Origin of the sequence: Sorangium sp. So ce131, assembly GCF_051519095.1 — a bacterium.
Classification (GTDB): domain Bacteria; phylum Myxococcota_A; class Polyangia; order Polyangiales; family Polyangiaceae; genus Sorangium.
The window spans coordinates 10,923,674-10,943,451 of record NZ_CP150455.1; the positions used below are offsets into that span (position 1 = coordinate 10,923,674).

At 72.2% G+C, this 19,778-nt stretch carries 15 protein-coding genes; 8 read left to right on the forward strand and 7 right to left on the reverse strand.

What is annotated here, in order from left to right:
• Positions 1 to 10: 10 nt before the first annotated feature.
• On the reverse strand, positions 11 to 2,086 hold the full coding sequence (locus WMF43_RS39770; RefSeq protein ID WP_437673055.1) for a PPC domain-containing protein: 2,076 nt from the start codon (positions 2,084 to 2,086) through the stop codon (positions 11 to 13).
• 339 nt (positions 2,087 to 2,425) lie between these two features.
• Complete coding sequence (locus tag WMF43_RS39775; RefSeq protein ID WP_437673056.1) at positions 2,426 to 3,349, reverse strand: prephenate dehydratase; 924 nt, start codon at positions 3,347 to 3,349, stop codon at positions 2,426 to 2,428.
• 557 nt (positions 3,350 to 3,906) lie between these two features.
• Here WMF43_RS39775 and WMF43_RS39780 point away from each other — a divergent pair.
• Positions 3,907 to 4,551: an RNA polymerase sigma factor gene (locus WMF43_RS39780; RefSeq protein ID WP_437673058.1), complete on the forward strand. Its 645-nt coding sequence runs from the start codon at positions 3,907 to 3,909 to the stop codon at positions 4,549 to 4,551.
• Positions 4,552 to 4,562: 11 nt separating this feature from the next.
• On the opposite strand, the gene WMF43_RS39785 is transcribed toward WMF43_RS39780, so the two are convergent.
• Complete coding sequence (locus WMF43_RS39785) at positions 4,563 to 5,012, reverse strand: helix-turn-helix domain-containing protein (RefSeq protein ID WP_437673060.1); 450 nt, start codon at positions 5,010 to 5,012, stop codon at positions 4,563 to 4,565.
• Positions 5,013 to 5,367: 355 nt separating this feature from the next.
• Between WMF43_RS39785 and WMF43_RS39790 the strand changes: the two genes are divergently transcribed.
• Entirely contained in the window at positions 5,368 to 5,952 is a 585-nt protein-coding gene (locus tag WMF43_RS39790) for a hypothetical protein (protein WP_437673062.1), read from the forward strand.
• A gap of 82 nt (positions 5,953 to 6,034) precedes the next feature.
• Here the strand turns inward: WMF43_RS39790 and priA are convergent, their stop codons facing one another.
• The gene (gene priA, locus WMF43_RS39795; RefSeq protein ID WP_437673064.1) at positions 6,035 to 8,482 is read right to left on the reverse strand and encodes a replication restart helicase PriA; all 2,448 of its coding nucleotides are present in this window, start codon (positions 8,480 to 8,482) and stop codon (positions 6,035 to 6,037) included.
• A 630-nt stretch (positions 8,483 to 9,112) separates the two neighbouring features.
• On the opposite strand from priA, the gene WMF43_RS39800 reads away from it, so the two are divergent.
• On the forward strand, positions 9,113 to 9,715 hold the full coding sequence (locus WMF43_RS39800; RefSeq protein ID WP_437673066.1) for a DUF2231 domain-containing protein: 603 nt from the start codon (positions 9,113 to 9,115) through the stop codon (positions 9,713 to 9,715).
• A 199-nt stretch (positions 9,716 to 9,914) separates the two neighbouring features.
• On the opposite strand, the gene WMF43_RS39805 is transcribed toward WMF43_RS39800, so the two are convergent.
• Positions 9,915 to 11,312 (reverse strand): serine/threonine-protein kinase, encoded by a 1,398-nt coding sequence (locus WMF43_RS39805; RefSeq protein WP_437673068.1) that lies wholly within the window; start codon positions 11,310 to 11,312, stop codon positions 9,915 to 9,917.
• A gap of 123 nt (positions 11,313 to 11,435) precedes the next feature.
• Here WMF43_RS39805 and WMF43_RS39810 point away from each other — a divergent pair, with 123 nt between their 5' ends.
• The 4 genes from WMF43_RS39810 to WMF43_RS39825 all read left to right on the forward strand — a co-directional run bounded on the left by WMF43_RS39810 (position 11,436) and on the right by WMF43_RS39825 (position 16,444).
• Positions 11,436 to 12,419: a helical backbone metal receptor gene (locus WMF43_RS39810; protein WP_437673069.1), complete on the forward strand. Its 984-nt coding sequence runs from the start codon at positions 11,436 to 11,438 to the stop codon at positions 12,417 to 12,419.
• Between the two features lie 225 nt (positions 12,420 to 12,644).
• Positions 12,645 to 12,911: an acyl carrier protein gene (locus tag WMF43_RS39815; protein WP_437673071.1), complete on the forward strand. Its 267-nt coding sequence runs from the start codon at positions 12,645 to 12,647 to the stop codon at positions 12,909 to 12,911.
• Complete coding sequence (locus WMF43_RS39820) at positions 12,908 to 14,713, forward strand: fatty acyl-AMP ligase (RefSeq protein WP_437673073.1); 1,806 nt, start codon at positions 12,908 to 12,910, stop codon at positions 14,711 to 14,713. The genes WMF43_RS39815 and WMF43_RS39820 overlap by 4 nt, the downstream gene beginning before the upstream one ends.
• A gap of 333 nt (positions 14,714 to 15,046) precedes the next feature.
• Positions 15,047 to 16,444: an MFS transporter gene (locus WMF43_RS39825; RefSeq protein ID WP_437673075.1), complete on the forward strand. Its 1,398-nt coding sequence runs from the start codon at positions 15,047 to 15,049 to the stop codon at positions 16,442 to 16,444.
• Between the two features lie 51 nt (positions 16,445 to 16,495).
• On the opposite strand, the gene WMF43_RS39830 is transcribed toward WMF43_RS39825, so the two are convergent.
• Both WMF43_RS39830 and WMF43_RS39835 read right to left on the reverse strand, forming a co-directional pair.
• Positions 16,496 to 17,773: an amidohydrolase family protein gene (locus WMF43_RS39830; RefSeq protein ID WP_437673077.1), complete on the reverse strand. Its 1,278-nt coding sequence runs from the start codon at positions 17,771 to 17,773 to the stop codon at positions 16,496 to 16,498.
• Positions 17,774 to 18,133: 360 nt separating this feature from the next.
• The gene (locus WMF43_RS39835; protein ID WP_437673079.1) at positions 18,134 to 18,889 is read right to left on the reverse strand and encodes an SDR family oxidoreductase; all 756 of its coding nucleotides are present in this window, start codon (positions 18,887 to 18,889) and stop codon (positions 18,134 to 18,136) included.
• Between the two features lie 109 nt (positions 18,890 to 18,998).
• Between WMF43_RS39835 and WMF43_RS39840 the strand changes: the two genes are divergently transcribed.
• Positions 18,999 to 19,757 carry a helix-turn-helix domain-containing protein gene (locus WMF43_RS39840; RefSeq protein ID WP_437673080.1) on the forward strand — a complete coding sequence of 253 codons (759 nt, stop codon included), beginning with the start codon at positions 18,999 to 19,001 and terminating at the stop codon, positions 19,755 to 19,757.
• The last annotated feature ends 21 nt before the right edge of the window (positions 19,758 to 19,778 follow it).

The following is a 19,778-nucleotide window of genomic DNA, read 5'->3' on the forward strand; positions in this document are numbered from 1 at the left end:
CTCGTCCCCCCTACGGCCGCGGAGGCCACGCCATCCGCTGCACGGCCGGGCCCGCGGGCGCGTGATAGATGGCAGGCGACGCCAGGAACGACGCGTCCTCCTGGGACCCGCCGCTCGCGAAATCCCTCGGCCACCAGCTCATGCTGAGGTGGATGTGGTGATGGTGGTACGGCCACCCCTCGCCGTAGGCCATCCGGTCCTCGAAGCTCTCGAGCTCGGCGCGGGTGATCTTCCTCGGATCGTCCGCCGGCAGATCGTACAGCGCGGCCGCTGTCTCCGCGAGGAGAGGCGCGATGACCTCGTCGACGCCGATGACGCGCGTGCGCCGCGAGCGGAACAGCCGCGCCATGAAGAACGCCTCGCGCTCGAGATCCACGATGTGGTTCCGCTTGGCGGTCGAGGAGCAGAACCCGTCCTCGTGCTTCGACCCGTCGCCGCAGATGATCACCCCGTCGTTCGAGCCGTCCGTCTGGAAGTACGCGATATCGATGTTGCCGCCCTGGTCGTGCGTCGACTGGGGGTGGCGCGGGCTGCCGACGTCGTAGCCGGGCGTGGTGCCGTCGATCTGGCAGACGTCGATGAGCGACAGCGGCGTCGTCCCCGGGAAGGCCCGGAGCGTCTCCGCGAGCGCGTCGCGGACGAGCATGATGAGCTCGCGGCGGGCAAACCGGTAGTTGCTGAAGGTCTCCCAGACATAACCGCCGCCGACCACCGAGTCGTCCGGGTCGGGGAACGGGAACGGCAAGAGCCCGCTGCCGCCGTCGCCGAAGCCGGCGCACTCGTCGGACGAGAAGCCGGCGCCCGTGCAGCTCGGGCCGTCGACGTAAGGATACGTCGTCACGTCGAGGCGATACGCGTTCTGCTCCCCGTCGTGGCCGACGACGCGGACGAAGTACTCGGCGCCGCCCCGCTCGGAGTAGAACCCGTACACCTCCGTGCCCGTCTCATGGCCGCGGTACGAGTACGGGTACACCTCGCCGTAGCGCGAGCCGAGCAGCCGCCCCTCGCGGTCGTACGCCACGAGATCCAGGTCCCCGGCGGCGCCGCGGAACTCGACCCCCACGCGGACGATCGTGCCCTCCGGCACCTCGATCCGGAACCAGTCCTCGTCCCCCGCGCACACGGTGAGCTCCTCCGTGACGCCCTCCGACGCGGTCACCGCGGACCCGAGATCGTCGTTCGGCTCGAGCGCGTCGCCCTCGCCCTCGCACGCGAAGCGCTCGCTGCGGCACGCGCCGTCGTCGCACGTGGTCCCCTCCGGGCACCACCCGGACGGCACGTCCGGCGAGCACGCGACCTCGTCCGACACGCAGAGCTCTCCGAGGCACGTCGTGCCGCTCGGGCACGTCGCCGCGGCGTCGCACCCGGCGAAGCAGGCGGACCTGCCCTCGCCCTCGAGCGTGTGGCACACGTAGCCGGGCCGGCAGTCCAGATCGCTGCCGCACGTGTTCATGCACAGCGGCGAGCCGTCCGCCGCCGCGGCGAAGCAGCCCGCCTCCGGCCCGCACTGCTCGTCGCCCTCGCAGCCGAAGGCGAGGCAGTAGCCCTCGACCCAGCCGTTCGGCTCCGAGGTGCTCGCGTCGCTGTAGCAGGTCGCGTCGGGGAGCGCGCAGGCGTCGGCCGCGTCGCAGGCCGCGCCCACGCTCCCGGGAGCGACGGTGTCCTCCTCGCACGCGGCGCCGCACGCCGGGTTGCACCCGTCGCCGCGCCGCGGAGAGCAGAGGCCGTGACGGTTCTCCACGCCCTCGCAGGTCGCGGGATCGTAGATTGGATAACACACCCCCGTGTCCGCCAGGATATCGGTGTTGAAGCAGCGGGAGCCGGGCGCGCAGCCCTCCTCGGTGTTCGGCGCCGCACACGGTCCCTCCGCGCGCTGCATGCATATCCCGAGCATGCAGACGGCGGCCTCGCCGCCGCAGTCCGCGTCGCAGCTGCAGCGCGCCCCGGGCGGCCCGGCCTTCGGGCTGACCCCGCCGCGCAGGCCGCTGTCGCCCACCGCCGGCGCCCCCCGGCCATGATCACACGCGCCCAGAGCGCCCATGAGCGCCGGCGCAACCACGAAGAGCCATCGCCACCGTAGAACCATCTTCCCTGCCTGTCGACGAGTGCGAGAGTGCACGCGGCGCGCGTTCTAACCGCAGGCGAGGCGCAGAGGGCCATTGAAAAGAGAGGGCGAGTTGCGCAGGCCACCCCGCGCGGGCATATTCCCACCTTCACCGCCGGCGCGGAGCGGTGTTGTGAATCGTGGAGGTGGGGTTGCCTACTCGACGGGTGCGCGACCGCGCGACCGCCGCGACGGGCATGCGGGCGTGCGGGCCTCGGTCGGCGCAGCGCGGCGCGCGCCCGCGCGTATTTCGCGCGGCGCGGCCCGCGCGTATTTCGGTCGGCGCGGCAACCCCGGTTATCTCGGTCGGCTCGGCGCGCCCTACTCGTATTTCTGGACGACGCGGAACGAGCCGAGCGAGCGCACGCCGGTCGCGTGCTGCTCGAGCAGCGCGAGGGCCTCGCGGAAGGCGGGCTCCTCGGTGCTGCCCTCGCACTCGACGAGGAAGAGGTACTCCTCGGGGTTGTCGGGCAGCGCGCGCGAGACGATGCGGGTGAGGTTGAGTTGATGTCTGCCCAGCGCGGACAGCGCCGCGACCAGGGCGCCCGGCCGGTGGTCCAGCCCGAACAGGAGCAGCGTGCGGCCGCCGGACGGCGGCGGCTCCGGCTTCTTCCCGATGATGAAGAAGCGCGTGACGTTCTCGCCCTTCGCGCCGAGCTTCGGCACCAGGACCTCGAGGTTGTAGATCGCCGCCGCGCCCCGGTTGCCGATCGCGAGGGCCTCGCCGTCCTGCGCCGCGCGCTCGACGGCCTCGGCGGTGCTCTCCGCCTCGAGGATCTGCGCGTCAGGGTACTGCTCGCGGAGCCACTCGCCGCAGTGCTTGAGCGGGACGAAATGGGAATAGATGCGCTTCGGCAGGACGCCCTTCCGGCCGAGGAGCGACAGCGTGACGTGCAGCGAGAGCTCCTCGCACACGGCGAGCTCCGCGCGCGTCCCCTCGCGGCGGATCAGCTGGTCGACCGTGTCGTAGATGGGGCCGCCCACCGCGTTCTCTATCGGCACGACGCCGTAGGTCGCCGCGCCGGAGACCACCGCGTCGAACACCTCCGAGATGGTGCGCCGGGGCGTGAGGTCCGCGCGCCCGCCGAACCGCCGCGACGCGACCTCGTGGCTGAACGTCCCCGGCCGCCCGAAGTACGCCACGGCGCCCAGAGGCGCGCGCGACGGCCGGGCCTCCCCCGCCTCGCCGCCCAAGGGCGGCGCCGGCGCCTCCGCCGTCCCCGGCGTGTCCGCGTCAGCAGCCATGGGCGACGTGCACCTCGCCCGGGACCGCGCGGGCGACCGCGGCGCGCCGCCAGCAGGGCGCGCTGCTCCGCCGGAGGGCCGGCGTCGTTCGGTAATACCAGGACATCTCGGGCCGCGTGTCTACCGGCGCGGCGCCGTGGCGTCCAGGGGAGGAAGGCGAGCCGCGGCGACCAGAGCCGCGGCGACCAGCACGCCGTCCGCGCCGTCCGCGCCGTCCGCGCCGCCTCCCCCACGCAGGACGAACACACGCTCGCCTGGAGGAACGATCGTTACATCCTCAAAACAATCGTGGATCCTCCGATTTCGGCACGATTCAGCGCTGCTCCAAGCAACTCGCCGATCGCGGGCGCCGGACAGGAAAGTGCCACCTTTGCCTACATGAGCGCACCTTTTTGGTCAAAATTTGCCGGGAATGGCCGCGGCCGTGTTTTGCAAGTTTCGTTTCCTGTGATAACGATCGTTACGCGATGCCGGGCACGGGGCACGAGAGCGATGGAGCAGCGCCGCCGAGCGACAAGGAAAAGGCTTTTGCTAGGATTTTTAACAAGACAACGATAGTGCTCGTCAAGCGCTGGCTGCGCCTGCTCGGCGTGCCTCGCCGCGACCGGAGGGACATCGCCCAGGACGTCATGCTCGCGGCGCACGTGAGCTTCTCGAAGTACGACCCGGAGCGCGGGCCGCCCGACCGCTGGCTGAACCGGATCGCGGTCCACACCGCGTCTCACTACGGCGAGCGCTCCCGGCGCAGGGTCGAGGTGCCGCTGCCGGACGACTACGAGGCCGAGCTCGAGCAGCCGTCGGCGGAGGAGCAGATCGGGTCGGAGACCGACCGGCTGTTCGTGCTCGAGATCCTGCAGCAGATCGACGCCGAGCTCAGCTCGGTCCTCGTGGCGCACGACCTCGAGGACATGCCGATGTCGGAGTTCGCGAGCCGGGCCGGAATCCCCCTCTCGACGGCCTACAAGCGGCGGGTCCGCGCGCTCGCCGCGCTGCACGCCCTGGCGCAGGCGCGGCTCGACCCCCTGGACGAGACGGAGTCCCGCGAGGGCGAGCCGTCGCGCTCGTCGCCGCCGCCGTCGCGCTCGTCGCCGCCGCCGTCGCGCTCGTCGCCGCCGCCGCCGTCACGCTCGTCGCCGCCGCCGTCGCGGCCGTCGCCGTCACCCGGGGGCGCGGTGATCTTCCTGTCGCCCGAGCGGCCGTGACGCCCGCCGGCTCACCGCCCGGGGCGCCGGCTCGACGACGCCGGGACGGAGGACCGCGGGGCGCGCTCCTCCGCGCGAGGCCGGGAACGCGGCCGCGATCGCTCGGTGTCGTCCTGGATGAGCGCGAGGATGGCCTGCTTCTTCTGCGACTCCTCCGGCTCGATCAGCAGGAAGAGGATCGCCTCCTGGAGCGCCTCGGGCGCGCGGTCGAAACGATCGGCGACGACCGCGGAGACCGGGCTCCGGCCGTCGCCGGGCAGGAGCAGCCGAGCATCGCAGTTGAGCCCCTGTGCGATGAGCGCCAGCGCGCCGAGCCCGAGATCGCGCTCGCCGCGCTCGACCTGCCGCAGGTACGTCGAAGAGAGGTGCGCCTTCTCCGCGAACTCGGCGTAGCTGAGCCCGTGCAGCAGCCGGAGCACGCGAATGGCCCGACCGACCTCCTTGGGAAGCGCCTCGCCCATACCCGCGCAGCCTATCAACTCTCACCACGGCCAGAGAAGCACGATCGCACCTTTCTCTCCGCAATCAGCGCCTCCTGACCTGGCCTCGCCTAGCCTAGCCGCGCACGCGAAGACCGACCTCGCTGCCGGTTACTTACCATAACTGATTCACCCCCTCTCCACCTGCGCCCGGAACTGCGAGCTCTCGTCGTTTCGAACACCGTGGTTGGGAGAAACGCGCCCGCGCCGGCAAGTTCGTCGCCGGCCGCGCAATGCGTTGGTGAATTCCGTCGACCCCTGGTCCATGCTGCGCGCAACCATCGATGCGGGCCGGAGACGTGGCGCGAGGCGCGAGGTGTGATGCGGAGGGAGAGCGATGATCCGTCTGGAGCTGGCCGCTGAGCACACCCGGCTGCACTCGACCCTGTGCAGCGCGTGCCCCCAGGGGCCGGCGGGGTGCTGCGTGAGCCCGCCCGAGCTCGACTGGACGGACATCGGGCGCGTGGTGTCCCTCGGCGGACGCGGCTGGCTGCTCGAGCAGATCGCCGCGCGGAACCTCCTCCCCGTGAGCCGCGGCCTCGAGCTCCGGCGCGTGCGGAGGCGGGAGGCGAGCACGGCGCCGCGGCGCGCGAAGTGCGTCTTCCACGGCGCGCGCGGCTGCACCATCGGCGCGGAGCTGCGCGCCGCGACGTGCAACTACTTCCTCTGCGAGGACGCCTTCGCCGAGCGCCAGGACGGCGCGCCGGACCCGGCCGAGGGCGCGAGCCGCCGGGCGCACGCGCTGCTCAGGGAGGTCTACGAGCGCTGGGACCGCGAGCTCGCCGAGGCGGTCGCCTCCCGGCCGGAAGGGGCGTCGTGGGACGCGCCGTTCCTCGACTGGCTGGGCACGGAGTTCGAGCGGCGGGCGAGCGCGGCGCGCGGGGAGCTCGCGGCGCTCGCCGCGCTCACCACGCCGAGATGACGTGGCGCGGGCGCGGCCGGTCGGAGCATCGAGGCCGGATCGACGTCGAGGATCACTCGTGCGGGCGCGCGGGCGCGGCCGGTCAGAGCATCGAGACCGGATCGACGTCGATGATCGCGCGCGCGCCCCGATCGAGGTCGTCCCGGAGGAGCCGGGCGATCGCGGCGAGCGCGATCCGGAGCGGGCCGCGCTCGCGCGCCCGAAGGAGCACGCGGAAGCGGTACCGCCCGCGCAGGCGCGCGATCGGCGCCGCCGACGGCCCGAGCACCTCGACGCGCCGCGCGAGGCCCTCCGGCGAGGTGCGCGCGCACGCGGCGATCTTCGCCGCGGCGCCGCGGCCCACGGCCTCGTCGACGGCGTCGACCCGGATCAGCGCGAGGCGCGTCGCCGGCGGGTAGCCCACCTCCTCGCGGTCGCGGATCTCGCGCTCGAGGAAGCCGGGCACGTTGTGCGCCGCGGCGAAGGCGATCGCCGGGTGCTCCGGGTTGCGCGTCTGGATGAGCACGCGGCCGGGGCGGTCGCGCCGGCCCGCGCGCCCGGCGACCTGGACGAGCAGCTGGAAGCCGCGCTCGGCCGCGCGGAAGTCGGGCAGCCCCAGCGCGGCGTCGGCATTCACCACGCCGACCAGGGTCACGTTCGGCAGATCGTGGCCCTTCGTGACCATCTGCGTGCCGACGAGGATGTCGATCTTGCCCTCGCGCATGCGCGCGAGGATCACCTGCGACCGGTCCTTGCCCGCGACGTCGCGATCGAGGCGCGCCACGCGCGCCTCCGGGAACGACTCGGCGATCGTCGCCTCGAGCCGCTCGGTGCCGAGCCCCTCGAGCAGCAGGCTCCGTGAGCCGCACGCGGCGCAGCGCTCCGGCAGCGGCCCCATGTAGTCGCAGTAGTGGCAGCGCAGCCGCCCGCCCTGGGGCCGCTCGTCGAGCTCGGCCGCGGCGGGCGCGGGGGCGGGCGCGCCCGCGCCTGCGCCTGCGCCCGCGACCGCGCCGGCCGGCCGGGGCGGGTCGCGGCGCCGGCCGCGGTGGTACGTGAGCGCGACCGAGCACGCCTCACACGTCGTCAGCGTGCCGCACGAGCCGCAGACGACGCTCGGCGCGAAGCCGCGGCGGTTCAGGAACAGGATCGCCTGCTCCTTCGCCGCGAGCGTCTTCTCGAGGGCGCGGTGGAGCGGCAGCGAGATCAGCGGGTCGCCGGAGGGGCCGGGGCCGAAGCGGCGGAGATCGACGAGCGTCACCTCGGGCAGGCTGGCCTCGCGGTGCGCGCGCTCGGGCAGGCGCAGCTCGGCGAGCTTGCCGCGGCGCACGAGCGCGACCGACTCGATCGAGGGCGTCGCGGAGCCGAGCACACACACCGCGCCGGCGCGGTGGGCGCGGAGCAGCGCCATGTCGCGCGCGTGGTACCGCACGCCCTCCTCCTGCTTGAACGAGCCGTCGTGCTCCTCGTCCACGAGGATGAGGCCGAGCGCCGGCACCGGCGCGAACAGGGCGGAGCGCGCGCCGATCGCGACGCGGACGCGGCCGCTGTGCAGGCTCGCCCACATGGCGTGGCGGTCGGCGTCGCTGAGCCCGCTGTGGAGCACGGCGAGCTCGTCGCCGAAGCGGGCGCGGAAGCGCGCGACGAGCTGCGGGGTGAGCGCGATCTCCGGCACCATGACGAGGGCGCCGCGGCCCCGCTCGAGGCAGCCCTTGATGGCGCGCAGGTACACCTCGGTCTTGCCGGAGCCGGTGACGCCGAAGAGCAGGAACGCGCTCGGTCCGGCGGCCCGCGGCTCGTCGCCCGCGTGCGGGCGCGGCGCGCCGTCGGCGGGCGGCGGCGGTAGCGCGGCGAGCGCGGCGTCGATGCGCGCGGCGGCCTCGGCCTGCGCCTCGTTGAGCTCGGGGGGCACGTCGCGCTCCTCGGCGAGGCGGAAGAACGGGTCGCGCGGCGGCTCGCGCTCGTCCAGGGCGACGAGGCCCCGTTCGGCGAGCTTCTTCAGGGCGTTGCGGGCGTTGCCGAAGCGCTCCTCGAGGCGCGCGACCGGCTGCTCGCCGCCCGCCCGCAGCAGCGCGAGCACCGCGGCGGCCTGCCCGCGGAGGGTGCCGGGCTCCTCGATCACGTCGGTCGGGCGGGCGAAGGCGACCTTGCGGCCGCCGACCTGCTTGGCGCGCGCGAGGTCGAGCACGCCGTCGAGCTCGCCCTGGGCCTTGAGCGCCCGCACCTGCTCGCGCTCGATCGCCGGCAGGGCGAGGCGGAGGACCTCGCCGATGGGCGCGAAGTAGTAGGCGGCGAGCTCCTGCAGGAAGGAGAGCAGCTCGGCGGGCAACGCGGGGCGGGCGTCGACGAGCGCGGCGAGCGGCTTGATCTTCGCGGGGTCGATCGCGGCGCTGCGCTCGCTCACGGCGAGCACGACGCCGAGCAGCTTGCGGCGGTGGAAGTCGCAGAGCACGCGCGCCCCGGGGCGGACCCCGTCGGCGAGCGCGGCGGGGACCTCGTAGGTGAAGGCCTGCGAGAGCGGGACGGGCACCGCGACGTCGGCGAGGAGGGGCATCGCTCCGGGGGCCGCGCGCGGCGCGGCATGGGCGGGATACCAGAGAACACCGCGCAGGACGAGGGGCGCGGGTGTGGGGGGGCGATGGCGCTGGCTCGGGGCGCGGGTGTGGGGCGCGGGCGAGAGGCGCGGGTGCAGGCGGGGGGCGCCGGCGCGGGCAGCTACTGCTCGGGTCCGCTCAGCTCAGCTCAGCGCCGAAGAGCCACAAAAAGAAAAAGCGCCGCCGGGGCCTCGGGGGGGGGGAAGGCCGCGCCGGCAGCGCAGTGAGGACATAGAGCAGTGTCCATGCCATCCCGGCTGGGGTCGTTTTGAACGTATTTCGCCGTTGATGCAGAGACGGGTATTTCGAACCCGCAAAACGTGGCATTTCGCGATTGCAAAAGCGAACTGTGCTGGAGGAAGCCATCCGAGGAGGTGAGGCAAGACGCCACATCTGCCGCGCAGGGTGGCGCGACGGTGCGGCGCTCTGCCCTAGCGGCCCGCCCGGCGGAGCTGGAAGGCTGAGAACCCCCAGGCCGATTGCGAGGGGTCCACCGATTGCTCGTGCTGGTCAGAAGCGCCGCGGGGTCGCTGGCGGCCCGGGCAACGTGGGTGGGATGTGCGCCAGACGCACGCGCCTTGGAGGAGAACATGATCGGAAGGGCAGTCGAGGGAGCGATCGTGGAGCAGGACTGGATCGACCGGATCGCCGACCCGCTTCAGCAAGGGATCCAGGCCGCCCTGAAGCGAGCACCTGCCGTCGCCAAGGTGCTCCACGGCAAGTTCCTCGGGCATCCCCTGCACCCGGCGCTGGTCACCATCCCCATCGGAGCGTGGACGTGCACGCTCGCGCTCGACATCGCCGGCCTCGGCGGAGGGCGACGCCTCCACAGGGGAGCGGACGCGAGCGCAAAGCTCGGGCTCGCAGGGGCGCTCGTGGCCGCCTTCGCAGGGCTGGCGGACTGGAGCACCACCCGGGGCGCGGCGAGGAGGATCGGGTTCGTGCACGGCGCCATGAACATGGCAATCGCCGGGCTGTACGGGGCGTCGATCGCGTCGCGGGCGGTCGGGCTGCGAGGGCTCGGGATCGCGCTCTCGACCACGGGGTTCGGGATCGCGGGGGCGAGCGCGTGGCTCGGAGGGGAGCTTATTTATCGGTATGGCGTCGGGGTCGGGATCGATGCGTGCGAGCAGAAGACGGAGTCGCAGGTGCCGGTGCCGGAGGCGCCGATCGCTAGCGCGTACGGGGGATGACGGGAACGGGGGAGAGGAGAGAGGAGAGGAGGAGAGAGGAGAAAGCGAGCACGTGCACGTGCACGAGGACGATCACGAGGACGAGAGACGAGAGACGAGAGACGGAAGACGAGAGACGGAAGACGGGGGACGGGGGACGGGGCTTTTCGTGGCGTGTTCGGCGGCTCGCAGGGCGGACGCGCTCACCGCGGGGGGAGAACTACCTCGTCGCGAGGAAGCAGACGATTGCGCACAGCGCGAGGAACACGAGCAGCTGTGCGGCGCGCACCAGACGCGGGGGGAGCGCGCGGGAACGAACGGGAGCAAGGGCTCGCGGCGTGTTGGTCCAGGGAGAGGGGGGCTCGACGGCGGAGGGCGTGAGCGGTGCGGTGCGCACGCGCGGCACGAGGGGGACGAGCGGCGCGAGGGAGACGAGCGGCGTGATGGGCGCGAGGGGGGCGAGCGGAGCGGCCGGCAGCGCGACGGGCTCCAGCACCGCAGGAGGGCCTAGCTCCAGGGCGCGCACGGCGCGCTCGCGCGCGCGGCGGGCGGACAGCATCTCGGCGCCGAAGTTGTCGCGCAGCCACGCACCGAAACGCAACGGGCTCGCCGTCAGGTCGGCGGCGGCGGCGTAGGCGGCGAGATCGCGGAGCATCGCGGCGGCGGTGGGGTAACGGTCGTCAGGAGACGCGGCGAGCGCACGCGAGACGATCGCGTGGAGGGACGGCTCGTCGGGGAGACCGCGCTCGGGGAGCGGAGGGATCACGGCGCGGCGGGCGAGGTCGAGCAGCTCGTCGCGCGCGTCCTCCTTGGACAAGGAAGCGGCGCCGGACACGCTGTACATCCTCCGGCCAGCGAGCAGCTCCCACAGCAGGATCCCCGTCGCAAACACGTCGGAGCGCACGTCGGGGGGCTCGCCGCGCGCCTGCTCCGGGCTCATGTAGCCGGCCTTGCCCTGCAGCACGTCCGAGAGCGGCGCCTCGCTGCGCTCGTGCGCGCGCGCGATGCCGAAGTCGCAGAGCTTGATCTCCCCCTCGAAGCTCAAGAGCACGTTCGACGGCGAGACGTCGCGGTGCACCACGCCCTTGCGGTGGGCGTAAGCGAGCGCCTGCAGCGCCTCGACGACGATCAGGAGCGAGAACGCGACCGGCAGCTTCACCCGCTGGCGCGCGCAGCGGCGGAGCAGCTCCCGCAGGTCGAGGCCCTCCACATACTCCATCGCGATGAACAGCGCGCCGTCCTCGCGGCCGAGATCCTCGACCTGCACGATGGACGCGTGGCGCAAGGCCGCGGCCAGCTTGGCCTCGCTCGCGAGCATCTCCACGAAGCGCGGATCCCGCGCGAGCCTCGGGACGACCTCCTTGATGGCCACCAGGCGCGCAGCGCCCAGATCCGTCCGCGCCCGCGCGAGGTAGAGGTCGGCCATGCCACCCTGGCCGATGTGATCGAACAGCGTGTACCGACCGAGTCGGCAGGGCAGCAGCCGGCCTCCACGAGGCGACGGACGGCGAGGGGCCGGCGCCTCGCGCTCGGCCTCCCCACCCGCGGGGTCCGGCAGGCCAGAAGGTGGGTACGGGAGCGTTGCTCCGCGACGCACATCGAGGCGTTCGATCTGCACACGCCCTCGTCGCAGATGTCGCCCGGACGGGCCAACTAAGCGGAGGACCCTCCCCTACGGCCGCGGCCGCTGCGGCGGCGCGGCGAGCGTGCAGCGCGCGCGGCGACGGGCTACACCCGGCACATGTCGTTCAGCGCAGGCTGGGGCCCGGCGTTCGCCGGGGCGTTCATCCGCATCATCGACGATCGCGGGCGCAAGCACGAGTGGCGCGCCCCGCCGCAACGCATCGTCTCGCTCGTCCCGAGCGACACCTACTCGCTCGTCCAGCTCGGCGCGAAGGGCCGCCTCGTGGGGCGCACCCGCTACTGTGTCGCACCCGCGGGAGAGGTCGAGGGCGTCGAGGTGGTCGGCGGCACGAAGGACGTCGACGTCGAGCGCGTCGCCGCGCTCGACCCGGACGCCGTCGTCGCGAACCAGGAAGAGAACAGCAAGCGCGACATCGACCGCCTCGACGCCGCCGGCCTGCGCGTGCTCGTCTCGTTCCCGAAGCGGGTCGCCGACGGGCTCGCGCACCTCGCCCGGCTGGCCCGCATGCTCGGGTACTCCGCGTCGAGCCGCGCAGGCGCCGAAGGAGGCGCCCCGGACCCTTCCCAGCCCCAGGCCGCCGGCCGCGCGCTGGTCGCGGCCGCCTACCGCGCCCACGCCTCGGCCGAGGCGCGGCGCCGCGAACAGCCGCCGGTCCGCGCCTTCATCCCGATCTGGATGGACCCGCTGATGACCGTCCACGGCGACACGTTCATCTCCGACATGCTCGACCTCGTCGGCGCGCAGAACGTCTTCGAGGATCGACCCCGGCGCTACCCGCTCGCGGCCGACCTGGGCAAGGCGCCGCCGCTGCCGCCCGAGCGCACCCAGGGCCGCGACACCCGCTACCCCCGCGTGACCCTCGACGAGGTGGTCGCGCGCGCCCCGGACATCGTGCTCCTGCCCGACGAGCCGCACGCGTTCACCGACGCCGAGGCGGGAATATTTCGGTCCCTCGACATCCCCGCCGCGCGCCGCGGCCACGTCGTGCTCTGCGACGGCAAGGATCTCATGTGGTACGGGGCGCGGGCGATGGAGGGGCTCAATCGGCTGCGCGCGCTCATCGACGCCGCCCGGCCATGACACGCGCCGCGCACGACGCCCACGGACCGCGCTCGCCGCGCGACGCCCACGGCGCACGCTCGCCGCGCGACGCCCACGGCGCACGCTCGCCGCGCGCGACGCCCACGGCGCACGCTCGCCGCGCGCCGGTGCGAACGCGACGCGGGCGGAAGCGCCGCGCTCTCGCGCCTTGCCGCCCGAGCAAGCCCCCTCCTCGCCACGCCGCAGTTGGGGTAGGACCGGACGATGACGTGGACACGGGAGACGTTGCGGGCAGAGATCATCCAGCTCCTGGAGGGACACACGGCCGGCGAGGTGAAGGTGACGGAGTCGAGCCACCTCGTCGCCGATCTGAGCATCGACTCGCTGGGGGTGATGGAGATCGTCGCGGATATGGAGGATAAGTTCGACCTCACGATCCCCGACGAGGTGTTGCGCGAGGTCGACACGGTCGCGGACGTCGTCAAGGCCATCGAGCTCAGGCTCAAGAACGAAGGAAGGCTCTCGGGATGACGGCTGTTTGGAGACCGCGCACGGTCGCGCAGGCGATCGAGGACGCGGCGGCGAGCACGAAGACAGGGTATCGCTTCATCGAGGAATCGAGCGAGACCGAGCCGTTCTTCACACACGGGGGGATCGAGCGGGCGAGCGCGCGCATCGGCGGCGCGCTCCAGGCGCTCGGGCTCCAGAAGGGCGACCGGGTCGCGTTGATCCTGCCGGACAACGCCGACTTCATCTTCGCGTTCCTGGGCGCGATCCGCGCGGGCATCATCCCGGTGCCCATCTACCCGCCGACGGGGCTCGGCAAGCTGACCGGGTACCTCGAGAACACGCTGCACATCGTCGCGAAGAGCGGCGCCAGGGTCCTGCTCACGAGCGCGGAGATCAAGCGCATGCTCGGCACGATCCAGGCGCAGGCGCCGGAGCTCGAGCAGATCGTGGCGGTCGAGGGCATCCGCGGCTCCCGCGAGGAGCTCAAGCCTGTGAAGGTCGAGCTCGACGACGTGTGCTTCCTCCAGTTCACGAGCGGCTCGACGTCGCGGCCGAAGGGCGTCGTGCTCACGCACGCGAACCTGGCCGCGAACGTCCGGGCGATCATCGAGCTCGGCCTCGCGGTGCGCGAGTCGGTCGACACCGGCGTCTCGTGGCTGCCGCTCTACCACGACATGGGGCTCATCGGCTTCGTGATCGCGCCGCTCTACCACGTCAACACGGTCACCTTCCTGCCGCCGCTGCTCTTCCTGAAGCGGCCGGTGCGCTGGCTGGAGACGATCACGCGCCACCGGGGCAACGTGTCGTTCGGGCCGAACTTCGCCTATGCGCTCTGCGTGAAGCGGATCCGAGAGCAGGAGATGGCGGGGCTGGATCTCTCGACGTGGCGGGTCGCGGGCTGCGGCGCCGAGCCGATCCGGGCCGACAACCTGCGCGCGTTCGCCGAGAAGTTCGCGCCGGTGGGCTTCGACGAGAAGGCGTTCGTCTGCTCCTACGGCATGGCCGAGAGCACGCTCGCGGTGTCGTTCAGCGCGCTCGGGACGGGGCTGCAGACGGACACGGTGAACGGCGAGACGCTCTGGCGCGAGGGCAAGGCGGCGCCGGCGCCGGCCGAGAGCGAGGGCGCGTCGGCGCTCGTGCAGTGCGGCTCGGCCTTCGAGGGGCACGAGATCGCGGTGTTCGCGTCGGACGACGCCGAGAGCGCGCGCCCGCTCGGCGACCGCGAGGTCGGCGAGATCCGGCTGCGCGGCCCGAGCGTGATGTCCGGCTACTTCAACGAGCCGGATCTCACGAAGGAGGCGTTCGCGGGCGGCTGGCTGCGGACGGGTGATCTCGGGTACCTCGCGGACGGCAAGGTCTATATCTGCGGGCGCTCGAAGGAGGTCATCATCGTCAACGGGCGCAACTACTACCCGCAGGACCTGGAGTGGGAGGCGAGCCGCGTCTCCGGGGTCCGCAAGGGCAACGTGATCGCGTTCGGGACCATGAAGCCGCACAACGACCGCGAGCGCGTCGTCATCGTCTTCGAGACGGCGGCGACCGAGGAGCAGGAGCGGCAGACGCTGAAGGGCGAGGTGCGCCGCGCGGTGCAGCAGGCGATGGGGCTGACCGTCGACGACGTGGTGGCCGTCGGGGCCGGGGTGCTGCCGAAGACCTCGAGCGGGAAGCTCCAGCGGAGCAAGACGCGCGAGCTCTACGAGAACGGGGAGCTCCTGATCCGGAGCTCGTCGCGCGAAGGGGATCGGCTCGATACGGCGAAGGAGTTCGCGAAGAGCCAGATCAACTACTTCCGGCACGCGATTTTCCGCGGGCGCGGAGGCTGAGGCGAGACGCGGGGGCTGGCGAAAGGGGTGAGGGAGGGCTCCGGGCGCGCGCGGGGCCCCGCCGAACTCGCATTCCCAGCGGGAGAATCGCGCTGGCTCGGGTGGTTCTCCGGCTGGGAATGCTCAGACATCGGCCCTCCCCGCGCGCGCCCGGAGCCCTCCCTCACCCCTTTCGCCAGCTTTCCAAGGACGAGCGGACGCTCGTGCGAAGACGTCTGGCGGCCAGGGAGGCGAGACCCCTCACAGGCCCCAGCGACGAACTCGGGCGACACGGTACGAGGGCGTAGCCGCTGATGCCGAGGGCCGTTATCGTCGCGGCTCGGAGGGCGATCCATGCCTGCCTGGCTCAATCAGCTGCTGCCGATCCTTCTGCTGCTCGCGGCCATCGCGGTCGTCATGCGGCGGCTGCCGAAGATCGACCTCGGCCACTCGGACGCGTTCCGGCGGCGGCGGCTGTTCAACTGGTTTCCGCTCGGGCTCACCTACGCGTTCCTCTACATGGGGAGGTACAACTTCTCCGCCAACGCGTCGGCGCTCGACGCGATGCAGCTCGTCAGCAAGCAGGAGTTCGGCAACATCGACGGGTGGGGGTCGGCGGTCTACGGCGTCGCCTTCCTGCTGAACGGGCCGCTGACCGACCGGTGGGGCGGGCGCGCCACCATCCTGCTCGCGGCCGGCGGATCCGCGCTGATGAACATCCTCATGGGCATGGCCGTCCGGTTCGCGACGGAAGGGCAGATCGCGCACGACGAGACCATCAGCGCGATGACGCTGCTCTTCGCCGGCAACATGTACTTCCAGAGCTTCGGCGCCGTATCCATCGTCAAGGTGAACGCGCCGTGGTTCCACGTCCGGGAGCGCGGCATGCTCGGCGGCGTCTTCGGCATCCTCATCTCGCTCGGGCTCTACTTCGCCTACGACTGGAGCCGCTTCATCGCCAAGGTCCTGCCCATGCCGTGGGTCTTCCACGTCCCCGCCCTGCTCCTGCTCGGGTTCTTGGCCCTCGACTACTTCGTCATCCGCGATACGCCAGGCCAGGCGGGATTCCAGGACTTCGACACGGCCGACGCCTCCTCCGGCGACACCGGCGAGCGGCTCGGGCCCGTCGAGGTCGCGAGGCGCATGTTCTCGCAGAAGGTCATCTGGATCATCGTCGCCATCGAGTTCTGCAGCGGATTCCTGCGCAACGCGGTCATGAAGTGGTACCTCATCTTCGCGGACAAGACCGGCCTCAAGGGGTTCGTGTCGACCCACTGGGGCGTGCTCCTCTGCATCGCCGGCATCCTCGGCGGCGTCTTCGCGGGGTTCATCTCCGATCATGTCTTCGAGTCGCGCCGCGGGCCCGTGGCGTCGGTGCTTTACGCGGGCCTCGTGGTCGGCGCGGCGATCGTCCTCTTCACCCTGGATCTCCCGATCGCGGGGTGGACCGTCGTGTTCATGTCCCTCTGCGTGATCGGCGTCCACGGCATGCTCTCAGGCACCGCGAGCATGGACTTCGGCGGAAAGAAGAACGCCGGCGTCGCGACGGGCATCATCGACGGCTTCGTCTACCTGGGCACGGCGGCGCAATCGTTCCTCTACGCGAGCATCCTGCCCTCGGGGGACGCGGCGAAATCCCCGGGGAACTGGACGCCATGGCCGCTCGCCATGCTCCCGGTCGCCCTCGTCGGCCTCGTGCTCGCGACCCGCGTGTGGAACGCTCGGCCGCAGCGGCACGCGGCGAACCACTGATCGGGTGAACGCCATGGCCCCCGCCGGTCTCGCCGGGGGGCGCTCCGCCGGTCACTCGGCGGCGATGGCGTAGGTGGCCCGCGCGGCGGGCGGGCGCTTGTGAAACTGGCCGTCCTTCATGATCGCGAGCAGCCGGCCCTTGTCCTGCAGGATGCGCACGTCCTTCGACGGATCGCCGTCGACGAGCAGGAGGTCCGCCAGGAAGCCCTCCCTGACCTGGCCGAGCTCGTCGCCGCGCATCATGAGCTGGGCGCCCAGCGCGGTCGCCGCGACGAGCGCATCCATGGGCGTGTAGCCGAGCAGCGCGACGAAATGCTCGAGGTCGCGCGCGTTCCGGCCGATCGGGTTCCAGGTGAAGCCGTAGTCCCCGCCCGGCAGGACGCGGACCCCGCGCCGGCGCAGCGCCTTCATGTTGTCGCACCCGAGGGCGAGCTCGTGCTCGAGCGCGCGCGCCACGTCGGCGGGCGGCGGCGCGCCGTGGTCCTTCGCCTCGTACAGCGACGTGTAGGTGATGCCGAGGGTCGGCGCGACGAAGATGCTGTCCTTCGCGGCCTCGAGCATCTCGAGCGCCTCGGCGTCCGAGAGCGTCGCGTGGAAGAGGACCTCGACCCCGTTGCGCAGGGACATCTTCACGCTCTCGGCGCTGCGCGCGTGGGCGGCGACGCGCCTGCCGCGCGAGCGCGCCACCTCGCAGACGGCGGCCACCTCGGCGTCGGTCATCACCGTGTGTTTCGCCCTGGCGCTCGGCACGTACTCGTCGCCCGAGGGGTTGATCTTGAGCGTGTCGACCCCCTCGCGCACGAAGTGCCGCGCCGCCCGGCGGAACTCGTCGGCCCCGTCCGCGATCACGGCGAAGCTCTCGCGGTGGTGGTGGTGGAGCCGCACGTCGCCGAGCCCGCCGGTGACCGTCATCTCCGGCGAGGCCGCCAGCATGCGCGGCCCCGGGATGTCCCCCGCGTCGATCGCATTGCGGATGACGACATCGAGCCGCGGCTTCGCCGACGCCGCGCTGAAGAGGCTCGTGAAGCCGTGGTCGAGCAGCACGCGCACGTTCTTCATCGTGAGCAGCGTGTGCTCCTCCGGCGGGATCAGCCCGAGCGCCTCGATATCCGGGGTATCGGCGAAGCTCGGGTGCGCGTGGGCCTCGACCAGGCCCGGCATCAACGTCGCGCCGCCCCCGTCGATCTCCTCGGCGGAAGGAGCGGAGAGCGCCCCGGCCGTCCGGGAGATCTCCTGGATCCGGCTGCCCTGGACCAGGACCTCGCCGCGGAACGGCGGCGCACCCGAGCCGTCCACGATCGCCACGTTCCTGAAGACCGTCTGTGCCATCCCCGCTTCCTTCCGCACTTCCGTGGCGCTGCACGTCGCAGCACGCGCTCTCGCGGCCTCGCCGGCTGGCGCGGCGGTCGCGTTCCCCCTTGGAAGGGAAGTGTAGGAGGGCGGAAGTTACCGTGGAAGTCAAGCCTTCAGGTGGATGGCTGTCGCACTCATACAGCCTTGCTGCAATTCAATGTGACAGGCGCCTCGCGTGGTCTCGGCGCTGCCGGAGCGCGCGCCGTTAGCGCGCAGCGGGACGGTGCCCACGCCGTCGGCGCGCATCGCTCCGGTTGGTCCGCGGGGGCGCCGCGCCGCTCTGCGGATCGATTCATCGTGTCATCGAGACCTCCTCGCTGCCGCGCGCTCGTCTCCTCACCAGGGGATCGGGCCTGCGTCGTCCGAGAAGGTGCCAGTCGGCCCGTCGGGACCGAGCAGCGCGAGCCGCACCGGCTCGCGCGCGCCTTCGGCGACGGTGCGCGTCCCGCTGTGGTTGTTGAGATCGGTCGCGACGTAGCCGGGGCACACCGCGTTGACCTTGATCGCGGTGCCGGCGAGCTCCTGCGCGAACGCGATCGTCACCGCGTTGAGCGCGCTCTTCGACGGGCTGTACGCGACGCCGCCGACGCCGCGGTTCGGACTGGCGGGATCGCTGATCCAGGTCATCGAGCCGAGGCGGCTCGACACGTTGACGATCCGCCCGGCCGGCGCCTCGCGGAGGAGCGGCAGCATCGCCTGGGTCACGGCGATCACGCCGAACACGTTGGTCTCGAACACGGCGCGGACGTCGGCGATCGAGGCCACGCTCGGCCTCCCGCTCCGGGCGATCTCGTCGACCGTGACCCCGCTCTGCGCTGGGCCTTTGGCGACGCCAGCGTTGTTGACGAGGACGTCGAGCCGGCCGAGCTCGCGACGGATCCGCGCCGCCGCGGCGGCGATCGAGCCGGCGTTCGTGACGTCGAGCGCGATCGCGCGAGCATCGCCGGTGATCTGCTTCGCCGCGGCTTCGCCGCGCGCGGGGTCGCGCGAGCCGATGAGCACGGTGTAGCCGCGCGCCGCGAGCTCCTTCGCGATCGCGTGGCCGATACCTTTGTTGGCCCCCGTGACGAGGGCGACGGGTTTGTCTTGCATGTCCCCTCGGTAGCGACCGCCGCGGGCGCTGCCTTGGTGATTCTTGGCCGGTCGAGGGGCGGCCAAGAATGCCCAAGCCGAGGGGGCGCGCCGGTCATAGAATGGGGGCGTGGCGACCCGTGCCGACCTCCTTACCGTCCCCGTGCCCGGCGTGCACGTTACGCGCTGGTCGACTGACGAGCTCTACGCCGGCATGAAGGAAATGTACGCGATCGCTCGCATCGAGGTTGGGTGCTCGGAGTGGTGGAGCCGCGGAAAGGTGTGGAGTTGCGGCCCGGGCTCGCTGCAGATCCTGCAACCCGGCGACGTGCACCGCGACATCTCGCGCGACGGCCCGGGCACGGGCCAGTGCGTCGCGATCTCGGCGCCCATGGTCGAGAGCGTGATCGGCAAGGTGTGCGTCCATCCGCAGCTCGCCGCCGATGACGAGCGGGGCGCGCCGTTCCACCGCCTGCATGACGCGGTGCGCGCCGGCGCCGATCGTCTCGTGCTCGAGGTCGCGGTCGCCGAGGCGATCGGCGCGCTCGCGGCGGTCGGTGACGCGCAGCGCGACTACACGCGACCGGTGCGCCGCGCGATCGAGCTCCTGCGAGAGCGGCTGGCCGAGCCGGTAACGCTCGACGACCTCGCTGAGCACGCCGGCCTCGAAAAGTTCCACCTGTGCCGCGCGTTTCGCGCGCAGGTCGGCATGTCTCCGTACGCCTACCTGACGCGGCTGCGGATCATGCGCGCGAAGGAGATGCTCGTCGCCGGCGTGAGGCCGCGCGACGTCGCCCCGCAGGTCGGGCTCTACGACCAGAGCCAGCTCAACCGGCACTTCCGGCGCATCGTCGGCACGACGCCAGGCCAGTACGCGCGCAGCGTCTAGAGCGGGGCTGTATCAAGGAAG